Raw genomic sequence first — 12,903 nt, forward strand, 5'->3', positions numbered from 1 at the left:
AAAGGAATAGGGCCCGTGCCGTGCGCTGGTTCAACGCTCGTGCGCGGCGCGATCCGCAGCCGCATCGGGCGGCAGCGTCTGCCGGATGCGCGCGACCGTTCGCGTACTGACGAGGCCGAGCATGGCGCTGACATCGGCGTGCGCGTGGCCGGCGAGCAACTGGCGGCGCGCATACGTGTTGCGCAGCACGCGCGGGCTCATGTCCGCTGCGTGGAAGCCGATCGAGGTCAGCGCGTCGCGCACCACGAGCAGCAGAAACATGTCGTTCATCGCGCGACCGCCGCGCGGCGCGGGAAACAGCAGTACCGATGCCGGTGCGTCTGCCGAGCGCGCACGCCATGCGGCGAGCGGCGCCAGCGCGAACGCGGCGAGTTCGATCCGGCGCGCCGGCCGCGCGCGATTACGCGGCACGGCTAGCGCCGGCGGCAGCGCGTCGAGATCGGGCGCGTCATGCGTCGTCGCGCGAATCTCGGCGGACGTGATGCCGCTCGCGAGCAGCAGCGTGACGATCGCGCGATTCCGGCAGTCGGCCGGCGTGTCGTCCGATCGCGGCTGCACATGGCGCTGCAGCGCCGCGTCGGCGTCGGGCGGCAGGTAGCACGGCTCGGGCTCGCCGTCCGGCCACGCTAGATGGCGCGTCGTCCGGCCGGCCGGATGAATCGTTCGCACGCCAGTGTCGACCAAATGCCGGCCCAGCCGGTCGATCAGCTTCGCGTAACGCACGCGCGTCGAGGTGCCGGGAGCGCATGTGCGTTCGAGCTCCGTCAGGAAGGCTGCGACGTGGTCGGGCCCGAACGTGGCCAGCGACACGCGGTGCGCGATCAGATGGCGCAGGAACCGTTCGAACATCGCGACGTGCTGCACGACCGAGCGCGGCGCGAACGGCCGGCGGCCGGCGCCGGTCGCGGTGGTTTCCTGCCATGCGCGAAAGGCGCCGACGGGATCGTGAATCCAGCGATTCGTATCCATCCACGATTTATAGCCGGACGCGGTGACGCCGGCAATCGTCCCGATGTCCACTCCCACCCGGCCGGGCCCGTGCAACGCAACCGGTGCATCAGTGCGCGGCACGCGTCATTTCCTTATTGCGGAAAAAAAATTGTTCGTGGGACTATCGAACGCGTTGCCCGTGCACCGAGGGGGTTGCAGGCAGCGCGATGCCCATCGCAACGATCTAAAAGAACATCGACAGACAATGAACAGAACAGCGATTTTCCCGTATGCGTCCGTGTTGCTCGCGGCCGCCCTGCTGACCGCATGCGGCGGCGACGTCGAGAACGAAGCGGGTCGCACGCCGACACCTTCGACCGATACGAGCTGCCTCGCGGTCGACAACAGCGGCGCGACGGTGGTGGTGGGCTCGAACCAGCCAGGCGATCCGTCGCTGCCGGAAGCGTCGTCGGGTTATCGCACCGGGATGAAGCCCGTCTATGCGAAGACCTACCTGGTGGCGACGTCGAACGCTTACGCGAGCGCGGCCGGCTGCGCGGTGCTGAAGAAAGGCGGCACGGCCGCCGACGCGGCGGTCGCCGTGCAGGCCGTGCTCGGCCTGACGGTGCCCGAGGCGACGGGCCTCGGGTCGGGCGGCGTGCTGCTCTACTACGATGCGCGCGGCAAGACGCTGCAGGCATACGACGGCCGGGAAACCGCTCCGGCCGCCGCGACGGAGAACTACCTGCGCTACGTCGACGACACGACCGACCATTCGGCGCCGCTGCCGAACGCGCGCGCCAGCGGCCGCTCGATCGGCACGATCGGCGTGCCGCGGCTCATCGAGACACTGCAGCAGGATCACGGCCGGTTGCCGTGGCAGAACCTGTTCGGCGATGCGATCACGCTCGCGACCAACGGCTTCCCGATCGGCGGCCGGCTCGCCGACGCGATCGCGGCAAACGCCGCGAACCTGAAGCGCGACCCCGAGGCAGCCGCATATTTCCTGAATGCCGACGGCTCGCCGAAGACGCTCGGCACCGTACTGAAGAACCCCGCGTACGCGCACACGCTGACGCTGATGGCGCAGTCGGGGGCGAATGCGCTGTACACCGGGCAGATCGCGCAGGACATCGTCGCGAAGATCGCCACGACGAAGGGCGCGGACGGCTCGACGCTCACGCCGGGCAAGACGACCGTCGCTGATCTGGCCGCGTATCAGGCGAAGCGCCGCGAACCCGTATGCACGACCTATCGCAGCTACTGGGTGTGCGGGATGCCGCCGCCGTCGTCGGGTGGTATCGCGGTCGCCGCGGCGCTCGGCATTCTCGAGAACTTCGACCTGAAGTCGCTGAAGCCGACGGCGATCGATCTCGAAGGCGGCAAGCCGACCGTCGCGGGTGTGCACCTCGTCACCGAGGCCGAACGGCTCGCGTATGCCGACCGCGACAAGTACGTGGCCGATACGGATTTCGTGCCGTTGCCGGGCGGCACGTGGGACACGCTGCTGAACAAGCCGTATCTGAAATCGCGAGCGGCGCTGATCGACACGACCAAGAGCATGGGCACCGCCCAGCCCGGCAATTTCGGCGCGGTGCCGCTCGGCGTCGACACGACGCTGATCGAGCACGGCACGAACCAGTTCACGATCGTCGACGGCGACGGCAACGTGCTGAGCGCGACGACGACGGTCGAGTCGAGCATGGGCTCGTTTCACATGACCAACGGTTTCCTGCTGAACAACCAGTTGACCGACTTTTCCGCGAACCCGGTCGACAGCGCCGGCAATCCGGTGGCCAACCGCCTGCAGCCGGGCAAGCGGCCGCGCAGCTCGATGGCGCCGACGATCGTGTTCGGGCAGGCCGCCGACGGTTCGCGCGGCGGTTTCGTGATGGCGACCGGTTCGCCGGGCGGCGGCACGATTCCGCAATACGTGGTCAAGACGTTGGTCGGCGCGCTCGACTGGGGGCTCGATGCGCAGCAGTCCGCGGGGCTCGTCGATTTCGGCGCGAGCAACAGCCCGACGACCACGATCGGCGGCGAGCATCCGAACGTCAACGCGGCGAACAACGGTGCGAACGATCCGCTGATCACGGGGCTGCTCGCGCTCGGGCACAAGGTGTCGACGTCCGCGCAGGCGAGCGGCGTCAACACCGTGATGCGCGTGACGGTCGGCCAGTCGCCCGCGTTGCAGGGCGGCACCGATCCGCGTCGCGAAGGCGTGGTACTCGGCGATACGTTCCGGCCGTAACCGGGCGGAACGCGCACGGCCCCGATCTGCCTGTATCTGCCAACAGGCGATCGGGGCCGTGTTTCTTGAAGGGGCTGCAATGACGAACGCATGCCTGCTCGAACTGGATGCAGTCCTGTCGGCGCAGGGCTTTTTCGATTTTCTCGTCGATGTCGATTGCGACAGCGCGCCGGACAGTCGCGATGCCGAGCCGTTCGATGCGCAGTGGATGGCGGCATTCGACGCAATCGACGGCGATCCGGGTACGGCGATCGACAGGCCGGCAGTGGACGCATTGCGGGAGACGGTGTTCAAGCTCGCCTTCGGCGCATCGGGCAAGGGCGTGGCGGCGTGCGTATCCGACGACCTCGAACCGATCGCGAGGAGCCGTTTGTCGGGCCGCACAGACGATTGGCCGATACGCATGCTTTGGGGTGCTTATAAAAACGGCTGGTTTCCCTGCTCGCCGCTTCACTTTTGTGGTTTCCCGATGCGTGGCGATCGGGTGAATCGTGATCGCGGGGCGACCCGTGCCGTAAGCCGCGGGGTTCGTGCCCGCTCACAGGCCAATACGCCATCCGTCCCGCCGCAAGGCCCGATTGTCAAACAGTGTGAGTCAATCGTCAGCATTTGCAACTGAAGTAACAGTCCCCGCAAATCAATCGTTTTGCGCGTCGGCGCCGCTACATTAGCTCCACCTGCCGCACGTCGCGGCGAGGCATGCGACAAGCCGCACGGATGCGGCCCGCAGCAACAACGTCTTTGGGGAGAATGACCATGAACAAGATTCGTACGATTCTGCTGGGTGCCGCACTGACGGCGATGGCGACGTCGGCTGCCTTCGCACAGACGGCCCAGACCGGCGCAGAGGGTTCCGCAGGCGTCGGCGCACAGGTCCAGACGCCGCTGCTTGGCGGCGGCGTGGGCGTGCAGGCAGGTGCTGGCGCGAATGCGGCAGGCTCGGGTTCGGGCGCAGGCAACCTCGTCGGCGGCGCGCTGAACGGCGTCGGCAAGACGGTCGGCGGCGTCGGCGCGGCAGCCGGCAATGCGGTGGGCGGCGCGACCCAGGCGGTGGGTTCGGCAGCGGGTACGGCGAAGGATGCCGCGGCCTCGGCCGTACACTCGACGAAGTCGCACGTGAAGCACGTCGCGGGCACGGCAAAGAGCCACGTGCAAGGTGCGGTGTCGACGGCAGGCGACGTTGCGGGCGGCGCGAAGGCAAAGGCCGGCGAAGCGCTCGAAGGCGCGACGAACTCGGTGCAGGGCGGCGCATCGGTCGGCGTGAAGGGTTCGGCCTCGGCACAAGGCGGCGCGCTGTAAGCAGCACGCTTCCAATCACGGCCCGGCCCGCTTCGAAGCGGGCCGGGCCGTTTTTTATCGGCGCACACAGCGCGCCGTTCGACGTTCGTCGAAATACAGTGATGCATTGGCGTTCGCCACAAATCCGATGGCACGGCGGGCACGTGGGCGCTACCTGACGCACCGGGCACGAGCCCGCGACAGGCGACGCGCGCGGCCCCTGCCCGTTGCCCGCTCGCCATGCTTAAATAGCGGGGCTCCCGGTTGCCGGGCCGTCGCGATGGCCGCGCCGGCCGACGCGGGCAAGCATGTCCGATCGACATCGTGACGACAGACGACACCAAAACGGCGTTCCGGCCTGCCCGGCGCGGCCCGATAACATTCCGAGGCATCACGTCATGACCATCCTGTTCCGTCTTTTCGCGCTCGCCTGCGCGCTCTGGCTGGCCGCCTGCGCAGCGCCGCCCCCGCCGTCGGCAAGTACCGGCGCGTTCGCCGCATCACCGCAGGTTCCGGACGCCAGCGAACGCCGCGGGCTCGGCACCGCGTGGGGCGAGTCGGTGCGATCCGAAACCCGCAATGTCGAATTCGAACGCGCGGATCCGGCGAAGCCGGCGGATCTCGCGTCGGTCTACTACAACGATGCGCTGCCCGGACATCTTCCCGCATCCCAGGTGCGCCGGCTGCCGACCCGCGTCGCGCTTGCGAACGGCGACATCGCGCTGTCGTTTACGGACGAGAGGGGCGCGCCGCTGCGCCTCGCGCGCAGCAACGGCCGCTGGCACATGGCGGGCGTCGAGGGTTCGCGCTACATGATCGTGCTGCGCAACCAGGGGCGCCGTACGTTCGAAGTCGTGTCGACGGTCGACGGGCTCGACGTGCTGTCGGGGCGGCCGGGCAGCTATACGAACGGCGGGTACGTGCTGTATCCGGGCCGTACGCTGACGATCGAGGGCTTCCGCAAGAGCCGCGACGAAGTCGCCGCGTTCCGCTTCGCGGCGGTACCCGACAGCTATGTCGCGAACTCGAAGTACGGCGATGCCGCGAACGTCGGCGTGATCGGCGTAGCGCTGTTCGCGCAGAAGGAGAACGACGAGGAAGCGCTGCGCCGCAACGCGAATCCGTTCCCCGGCAACGACAACGGCTTTGCGCCGCCGCCCGTGCAGCGCGGCGAGTGACGGCATGCAGCGGATCGGCCGCGTTCGTCGCGACGAACGACGCACGCGGCGCGATCCGGAAACGGTATTACCCGGGTGGCACGCCGGCGCATACGACGAACCCGACGGCGATCTCGCGCGATCCATGCGAATACGAAACAGCCGGACGATATCGGTTGCGTCGAAGTCCGCGGTGCTGACGCTGTCGGTTTCCAAACGCCGGCGCCCGAATCGGCGCGTCTCGCCAGCGGCCACGCGATCGAATGGCCGCGACGTACCGGTCGGCATCGACATCCGGTGGGAATATCTCGCGCACGACGGCGCATCGCATCGCGTCTATCGTTTCGTGAACGGCACGTTTGCCGAAGTCGAGGTTCCGCAGTAAGACAGTCGCGCCAGGCACAATGACCGTTCGAATTCGCATCGCGTGCTTCCTCCACCATCCGGACCGACGGAGAACCCCCATGTCGTTACCCGCTTTCAGGTACCATCCGGACCCGCTGGCAACCGGCAGCGTGATCCGGTCGGACGCGCGCGGCTACCAGGATTGCGATTGACGGCCGGGCCTGCGCGAGCGGTGCCGCCCTTCGTTATGAAACAGAGGAATCTTCGTGAAGTTCATCCACGCGGCAGACATTCACCTTGACAGCCCGTTGCACGGCCTGAACGCGTATCCCGACGCGCCGGCCGCGCAGTTGCGCAACGCGTCGCGCGAGGCGCTGCGGCAACTCGTGGACCGCGCGATCGAAGAGGAAGTCGCGTTTCTCGTGATCGCCGGCGATCTGTACGACGGCGACTGGAAGGATCACAACACGGGCATCTTCTTCGGCCAGCAGATGGGACGCCTGCGCAAGGCCGGCATTCGCGCGTTCGTTCTCGGCGGCAACCACGATGCCGAAAGCGAGATGACGAAGAAGCTGACGCTGCCCGACAACGTCACCGTGTTCAGCCACCGCAAGCCGGAAACCCACAAGCTGCCGGAATTCGACGTCGCGCTGCACGGGCAGAGCTTCAAGGACAAGGCCGTCGTCGACAATCTCGCGATCGGCTATCCGGACCCGGTGCCCGGGTACTACAACATCGGCGTGCTGCACACGGCGCTCGAAGGCTACGCGGCGCACGCGAACTATGCGCCGTGCACGCTGGCCGAACTGCACGCAAAGGGCTACGACTACTGGGCGCTCGGCCACGTGCACGAATTCCAGCAATGGACGGGGCCGTCCACCGTCGTGTTTCCCGGCAACCTGCAGGGGCGCCATATTCGCGAGACGGGACGCCGCGGCGCGGTGCTCGTGACGGTCGAGCAAGGCCATACGCAGGTCGAGCGCCTGTATCTCGACGTGCTGCGCTGGGAAGCCGTGTCGGTCGACGCATCCGATTGCTTCACGGTCGCCGACCTGTCGAGAAAGATCGGCCAGTCGCTGGAGGCGCTGCTGACCGTCGACGGCCACGTGCCGCGCGCGGTGCGCGTGACGGTCACGGGGCGCACGCCCGCGCATGGGCTCTTTTTCGGCCGCGCGCCGCAACTGCGTGCGGAGGTGTTGAATCAGATCGGCATCATCGGCAACGAGCGGCTGTGGCTGGAGAAGGTCCGGCTCGCGACGTCCGCCGCCGATCATCAGCAGGGCGAGAGCGAGCAGCTTGAAGCGCTGGAGGATTTGAAGCAGATCCTGGCCGAAGCCGCGCATGATCCGGATTTCCTCGCGCTGCTCGAACGCGACCTGAAGCCGTTCGTCGGCAAGGTGCGCAGCGACGTGAAGGAGGAAGTGCCGTTGCTGACGATGGCCCGCGCGGGCAAGCTCACGGCGCTGGTCGAGCAGATCGGTCCCGCGCTGCTCGCGCGGCTGGCAAGGGGGGACTAAGCGATGCGCATCAGCCAGCTCGATCTGATCAAGTACGGCAAATTCACCGACGAAACGCTGCGGTTCCCGTCGGCCGGCGAGGATTTTCATGTGATCGTGGGGCCGAACGAGGCCGGCAAGTCGACGATCCGCACGGCCGTGTCCGAGTTGCTGTTCGGGATGAAGCTGCAGACGCCGTTCGATTTCCTGCACAGCACGCCTGAACTGCGGATCGGCGGCGTGCTCGAGAACGGCACGGGTGAGTTTGCGTTCCACCGTGCGCGCGGACGCAGTCCGTTGCGCACGCCTGCCGACGACAAACTTCCCGACGACTATCTGGCCGCCATCCTCGACGGCGCGACGCGCGAATTCTTCGAGCAGATGTTCGGGCTCGATCACGGGCGGCTGGTCGACGGCGGCCGCAGCATTCTCGACGCATCCGACAAGCTCGGCCAGGTGCTGTTCGAATCGGCCGCCGGTGTCGGCAGTCTCGGGCCGGTGCGCGAGGAGCTCGACGCGCGTTCGGTCGAACTTTGGGCGCCGCGCCGCAGCGGCAGTGCATTTGCGTTGGCCGAAACGTCGTTCAACGAAGCCGTGACCGAATTGAAGACGGTCCAGGTGCGCACGCGCGACTGGGTCGATCGCAAGGACGCGCGTGACGCGGTCGAACAGCAGATCGAGCACGCGCGCGCGGAGCAGCGCCGGCTCGAATCGCTGCGCTCGAAGCTCGAGCGCGTGCGGCGGCTGGCGCCGTACCTGAAGGAACTGACGGTCAAGGATGCGGCGCTGGCAGAACTGGGCGCGGTCGTCGAGTTGCCGCCGACCGCGTATGCGGACCTGCTGAAGGCACAGGGCGATCTCGCGGCCGAACAGAAGGTGCTCGAAGAGCGGCGTGCCGACCTGCTCGCGAAACGGCAGGCGCGCGATGCGATCGATGCCGACGCCGACACGCTGGCGCTCGAAGCCGACATCGAAGCGCTTGATCGGCTGCGCGGCGCCTGTATGAATCACGCGCAGGATCTGCTGCTGCTCGGCGCAGACGTCGAGCGGCACCTGTCCGCCGCGTTTTCGGCCGCCGCGCAACTCGACTGGCCGACGGACGAAGCGACGCTGCGCGCGTCGCTGCCGACGGCGCTGTCGCTGAAGACCGTCGCGAACCTGCTGCGCGAACACGGTGCGCTGCACCAGGCGCTCGCCGGCGCGCGCGAATCGCTCGACGAGCGCACGCGCGAGCTTGCGCAGGTGCAGGAGCAACGGGCGCGCCTGTCGACCGCCGACGTGCCGGAAGCGCTGCGCGCGGCGCTCGCCGATGCGCAAGGCTTTCGCAACAGCGGCCAGCGCGAACAGGCGCTCGAACACGAAATCGCCGCCGCCGAACGTACCCTGTCCGGCGCGCTCGATGCGCTCGGCCAGTGGCGCATGCCGGTCGACACGCTGCGCGCGCTCGACGTGCCGTCGGCGGCGCGGCTCGGCGCGCTGCTCAAGGAGGACAGCGAACGCGCCAGCGCGGCCGCGGCCGCGCGCGACGCGCGGGACGGCGCGCTCGAAGAGCTCGAGCGGCTCGAATTGCAGGAGAAGCATTTCGCGGAGAACCACAAGGTCGTCACGACCGCCGACGTGCTGGCGGCGCGCGCACGACGCGATGGCGCATGGGGCGACATCCGCAGCGGCGCCGTCGATCTGGCAACGGGCGCACCGGCGGTCGACGACGCGATTCGCCTGGCCGACGAACTCGTCGATGCGCAGCTCGGCGCGACGCAGGCGGCGGCGACGTTGCAGTCGCTGCGTCAGCAGGTCGAATCCGCGCGTGCCGGCGTGGCGCGCAGGCAGGCTGCGTCGGACGAACGCGAGCGCGAGCTGGCCACGCATCGCGACGCGTGGGCCGAACTCGCGACGACGGCCGCGGTACCGGGCATGCCGCTGGCGGCGATGGGCGACTGGCTCGCGAAGCGCGATTCGGTGTTCGCTGCGCAGGCCGATCTTGACCGTCAGCGCCGCGAATTCGACACGATTCGCGCGGCGCGCGCCGGCGCTGAAGCTGCGTTGCGTTCGGCGCTGCATACGGTGTCGCGAGGCAGCGAGACGGACGGACTGGCGGCACTCGTCGCCATTGCCGAGACGTTCGTGCAGTCGGCCGAGAAAGCGATCGCGCAGAAGGACAGCCTCGACGACCGCGCGCGGGAAGCCGAACGCGGATGCGCAATGGCGCAGTCGCGAGTCGGCCATGCGCAAGCAGCCTACGATGCGTGGCACGCGCAATGGCGCGACGCGCTGGCCGACGCGAAACTTTCCGCGAGTGCGGTGACGCTCGCAGCAGCCGAAGGCGCGCTCGGGCTCGCGAATGCGGTGACGGCCGAACTGGCCGATGCCGATGCGCCGCGCAACCGGATCGCCGCGATCCGCGCCGAGCTGGCCGCGCTCGAGGCCGGCGCGCGACGGCTTGCCGAAGCGCTCGCGCCGGAATGGCTGGCGAGCGGCGACTGGCTGGACGTTGCACGCAGGCTGGCGATGCGCCTCGCGGCCGCGAAGGAAATCGCGCGCGCGATCGAGCGTGCCGACGAGGCTGTGCGGCAGGCCGACGGCAAGGTCACGGATGCGGCCGCCACGGTGGCGGGCGCCGATGCACGCATCCAGCCGCTGCTTCAATTGGCCGGCGTGGCGTCGATCGACGCGGCGCTGCCGCTGGCCGAACGCTCGGATCGGCAGCGCCAGCTTCGGCAGGCGGTCGATGCCGCGCACGAGGCGCTGGTGCGCGACGGCGACGGGCTGTCCCGTTCGGCCGTCGAGGCGGAGGTCGCGGAGCAGGACATCGCCGACGTGCCGGCGCGTCTGGAGGCGGTGAAGCAGTCGCTGGGCGATGTCGGCAAGCGGTTGAACGAGCTCGCGCAGCAGCAGGTCGTGGCCGATCAGGCGTTCGGCGCGATCGACGGTCAGGCGAACGCGGCCGTCGCCGAATCGAAGCGGCAGGAAGCGCTGGCAGCGATGGGCGACGCCGCCGAACAGTATCTGGAGGCGGCCACCGCCAGCCGGTTGCTGAAGTGGGCGACGGATCGCTATCGCGACCAGAAGCAGGGGCCGATGCTCAGGCGGGCGGGCGAGATCTTCGCCGGGCTCACGCTGGGCGAGTTCGCGAAGCTGACCGTCGATGCCGAGCGGACGCCGCCCGCGCTGTATGCACGGCGGACGAAGGGAACGTCGGTCGAGGTCGCCGGGTTGAGCGAAGGGACGCGCGACCAGTTGTTCCTCGCGCTGCGGATCGCGGCGCTGGAGCTGCAGCTCGGCAGCAGGACCGCGCTGCCGTTCGTTGCCGACGACCTGTTCATCAACTTCGACGACGCGCGCGCGAAGGCCGGGCTCGACGCGCTGCGCGACCTGTCGACGCGAACCCAGGTGCTGTTCCTGACGCACCACGATCACCTGCTGCCGCTCGTGAAGGACGTTTTCGGCGCGCGGGTCAACGTGGTCGAGCTGCAGCGTGCGCCGGCCGGCGCGTGATGCGGGGTGCGCAGCGATGCCGGCGCGCGGAAAGGGTCATCACGTACAGGTAGTATGTGCGGTTCCGAAAAGCACGCGGCCGGTTCTGCCGGTCGCGGGACTGGCCACACGAGAGGGGAACATGAAAAAGCTGGTAGCCGCCATCGCGTTCGCGGCGGACAAGCATCGCAATCAGCGGCGCAAGGACGAAGAGGCGTCGCCGTACATCAATCATCCGATCGCGCTCGCCGACGTGCTGGCCAACGAAGCCGGCGTCGAGGACGAGCGCGTGATCGTCGCGGCCGTGCTGCACGATACGATCGAGGATACGGAGACGACCGAGCAGGAGCTGCTGCGGCTGTTCGGCAAGGACGTAGCGGACATCGTGATGGAAGTCACGGACGACAAGTCGCTGCCGAAGGACGAGCGCAAGCGCCTGCAGGTCGAGCATGCGGCGACCATCAGCCGGCGCGCGAAGCTCGTGAAGCTGGCCGACAAGATCTGCAACCTGCGTGACATCGCGCGGCATCCGCCCGCGGACTGGCCGCTTGAGCGCAAGCAGGCGTACTTCGACTGGGCGAAGTCGGTTGTCGATCCGATGCGCGGCGTGCATCCCGGTCTCGAGGCGATCTTCGACGCCGCGTACGGCGCACGGCCGGCGGACTGAGGCGTCCGCATGCGATCGGCCCGATCCGTCGGATCCGCCGCACGGCAACCGGCTGCCGTGGCGGGTGTTGACGTCGGGGGCGACAGGAAGCTATGCGATCTCGTGATCCTGCACGGGTCGACGGTTGTCTGCCGCGAACGGCGGATCGAGCCCGAGGCGTTGCCTGCGCTATGCCTCGCCCATGACGTCGTGGCCGTTGGCGTCGACGCGCCGAGCCTGTGGTGGGCGGGAAGCGGGCGCCGGGCGGCCGAACAGGCGCTCGCGCGCGAACGGATCTCATGCTTTCCGACGCCGTCGCGGGAGCAGGCGGTCGCGAGCACGTCGGGCTTCTTCGACTGGATGTTCATCGGAGAGCGTGTCTACTGCGCGCTCGCGGATGCCTATCCGTTGCTGACCGGCGCGCACTATGCGGGCGGGCGCGCGAGCTTCGAAACCTATCCGTACGCGATTACCTGCGCGATGCTGGGCAACGCGGTTGCATCGGCGAAGCAGAAGCGCAACCAGCGCCGGCAATTGCTGGCGCGGCTGGGGATCGACGTGTCGACGCTGCTATCCGTCGATGCGCGAGACGCGACCCTGTGCGCACTGACGGCGCAATACGTCATCGACGGGAACGCGCACGCGTATGGCGATGCGGAGGGCGGATATATCCGTGTGCCGATCGTGAGCGAGACGATCGTGCTCGACTCACTGTAGTTGCGACGCGCGCCCGCGGGCGCGCGCAGATCGCAGGATTGTCGTTGCGACAAGGTGAGCTTTTGCGGGAGGTATGCGGCTGGCATGACGACGAAAGTGCCAGGCAGCGATTGTCTGTCGGCACGCATCGGGTGCGGGCGCCCACGACATGACGCTGGTGTGCCGCGCGATCCCGAGCGGCACTGCTCAATCCTCGAGGATGGATTTCGGCACGCTGGACAGATCGCAGGCTTGCGCCTGTTCGAAGTAGCCTTCGGCGTCGTCGATCATCACGACCGCGACGTCGATCAGCTCGTCGAGCCGCTGCAGCAGCGATTCACGCCACTCGATGTCTTCGTCGCGCTCGGGCGTCTTGTCCATCTGCTCGATGATAGAGTCGGCCGTCTGCAGGAAAGGAATCGCCTGCTGATAGTTTTCGATCGAAACCAGCGCCGCATTGCGTGCGCCGATGAGCCGTTCGCGATGCTCGTCCGCGAGTTCGGATTCGCCGCTGATCCGCGGCAATACATCCGAGATGCGTTGCAGAAGCGGCGGGGCCTGTTCTTCGAGCAGGATGGCGCGCTCGCGCAGCGCTGCATATTCGTCGCGGAGATCGGCGTCGCCGGGTTG

12 protein-coding genes (1 of these 12 cut by a window edge) are annotated in these 12,903 nt (G+C 68.1%); 10 read left to right on the forward strand and 2 right to left on the reverse strand.

The genetic code is table 11. From position 1 onward, the window contains the following. Positions 1-30 precede the first annotated feature (30 nt). Positions 31-969 carry a site-specific integrase gene (locus DM992_RS35220; protein ID WP_111021607.1) on the reverse strand — a complete coding sequence of 313 codons (939 nt, stop codon included), beginning with the start codon at positions 967-969 and terminating at the stop codon, positions 31-33. 226 nt (positions 970-1,195) lie between these two features. Here DM992_RS35220 and DM992_RS35225 point away from each other — a divergent pair, with 226 nt between their 5' ends. The 10 genes from DM992_RS35225 (at position 1,196) to DM992_RS35265 (ending at position 12,294) form a co-directional block, all read left to right on the forward strand. After that, entirely contained in the window at positions 1,196-3,181 is a 1,986-nt protein-coding gene (locus DM992_RS35225; protein ID WP_111020873.1) for a gamma-glutamyltransferase family protein, read from the forward strand. 79 nt (positions 3,182-3,260) lie between these two features. Then, entirely contained in the window at positions 3,261-3,800 is a 540-nt protein-coding gene (locus DM992_RS35230) for a hypothetical protein (protein WP_239511526.1), read from the forward strand. A 137-nt stretch (positions 3,801-3,937) separates the two neighbouring features. Continuing rightward, on the forward strand, positions 3,938-4,480 hold the full coding sequence (locus DM992_RS35235; protein ID WP_111020874.1) for a hypothetical protein: 543 nt from the start codon (positions 3,938-3,940) through the stop codon (positions 4,478-4,480). A 377-nt stretch (positions 4,481-4,857) separates the two neighbouring features. Then, positions 4,858-5,637 (forward strand): hypothetical protein, encoded by a 780-nt coding sequence (locus DM992_RS35240; protein WP_111020875.1) that lies wholly within the window; start codon positions 4,858-4,860, stop codon positions 5,635-5,637. Positions 5,638-5,761: 124 nt separating this feature from the next. After that, positions 5,762-6,001 (forward strand): hypothetical protein, encoded by a 240-nt coding sequence (locus DM992_RS42030; RefSeq protein WP_162631811.1) that lies wholly within the window; start codon positions 5,762-5,764, stop codon positions 5,999-6,001. A gap of 79 nt (positions 6,002-6,080) precedes the next feature. Next, positions 6,081-6,173 carry a CbrC family protein gene (locus DM992_RS43115; protein WP_162631812.1) on the forward strand — a complete coding sequence of 31 codons (93 nt, stop codon included), beginning with the start codon at positions 6,081-6,083 and terminating at the stop codon, positions 6,171-6,173. A gap of 54 nt (positions 6,174-6,227) precedes the next feature. After that, positions 6,228-7,478 (forward strand): DNA repair exonuclease, encoded by a 1,251-nt coding sequence (locus DM992_RS35250; RefSeq protein WP_111020877.1) that lies wholly within the window; start codon positions 6,228-6,230, stop codon positions 7,476-7,478. 3 nt (positions 7,479-7,481) lie between these two features. Next, complete coding sequence (locus tag DM992_RS35255) at positions 7,482-10,952, forward strand: YhaN family protein (RefSeq protein WP_111020878.1); 3,471 nt, start codon at positions 7,482-7,484, stop codon at positions 10,950-10,952. Positions 10,953-11,073: 121 nt separating this feature from the next. After that, positions 11,074-11,598 carry an HD domain-containing protein gene (locus DM992_RS35260; protein WP_111020879.1) on the forward strand — a complete coding sequence of 175 codons (525 nt, stop codon included), beginning with the start codon at positions 11,074-11,076 and terminating at the stop codon, positions 11,596-11,598. A gap of 9 nt (positions 11,599-11,607) precedes the next feature. Then, positions 11,608-12,294: a DUF429 domain-containing protein gene (locus DM992_RS35265; RefSeq protein ID WP_111020880.1), complete on the forward strand. Its 687-nt coding sequence runs from the start codon at positions 11,608-11,610 to the stop codon at positions 12,292-12,294. Between the two features lie 186 nt (positions 12,295-12,480). On the opposite strand, the gene DM992_RS35270 is transcribed toward DM992_RS35265, so the two are convergent. Continuing rightward, a protein-coding gene (locus tag DM992_RS35270) for an ATPase (RefSeq protein ID WP_111020881.1) crosses the window boundary here: on the reverse strand, positions 12,481-12,903 show its 3' portion. Its footprint extends 48 nt past the window's final position; 423 of the gene's 471 nt are visible here — the last part of the coding sequence; its start codon lies beyond the right edge, outside the window; it ends in the stop codon at positions 12,481-12,483.

Origin of the sequence: Burkholderia sp. JP2-270 (genome assembly GCF_003233675.1) — a bacterium.
GTDB lineage: Bacteria > Pseudomonadota > Gammaproteobacteria > Burkholderiales > Burkholderiaceae > Burkholderia > Burkholderia pyrrocinia_C.

Bases quoted from the DNA above. Each gene is read 5' to 3' on its own strand.
- DM992_RS42030 (WP_162631811.1), top strand. From the start codon at position 5,762: ATGCGAATACGAAACAGCCGGACGATATCGGTTGCGTCGAAGTCCGCG.
- DM992_RS35240 (WP_111020875.1), top strand. From the start codon at position 4,858: ATGACCATCCTGTTCCGTCTTTTCGCGCTCGCCTGCGCGCTCTGGCTG.
- DM992_RS35255 (WP_111020878.1), top strand. From the start codon at position 7,482: ATGCGCATCAGCCAGCTCGATCTGATCAAGTACGGCAAATTCACCGAC.
- DM992_RS35265 (WP_111020880.1), top strand. From the start codon at position 11,608: ATGCGATCGGCCCGATCCGTCGGATCCGCCGCACGGCAACCGGCTGCC.
- DM992_RS35225 (WP_111020873.1), top strand. From the start codon at position 1,196: ATGAACAGAACAGCGATTTTCCCGTATGCGTCCGTGTTGCTCGCGGCC.
- DM992_RS43115 (WP_162631812.1), top strand. From the start codon at position 6,081: ATGTCGTTACCCGCTTTCAGGTACCATCCGGACCCGCTGGCAACCGGC.
- DM992_RS35230 (WP_239511526.1), top strand. From the start codon at position 3,261: ATGACGAACGCATGCCTGCTCGAACTGGATGCAGTCCTGTCGGCGCAG.
- DM992_RS35260 (WP_111020879.1), top strand. From the start codon at position 11,074: ATGAAAAAGCTGGTAGCCGCCATCGCGTTCGCGGCGGACAAGCATCGC.
- DM992_RS35220 (WP_111021607.1), bottom strand. From the start codon at position 969: ATGGATACGAATCGCTGGATTCACGATCCCGTCGGCGCCTTTCGCGCA.
- DM992_RS35235 (WP_111020874.1), top strand. From the start codon at position 3,938: ATGAACAAGATTCGTACGATTCTGCTGGGTGCCGCACTGACGGCGATG.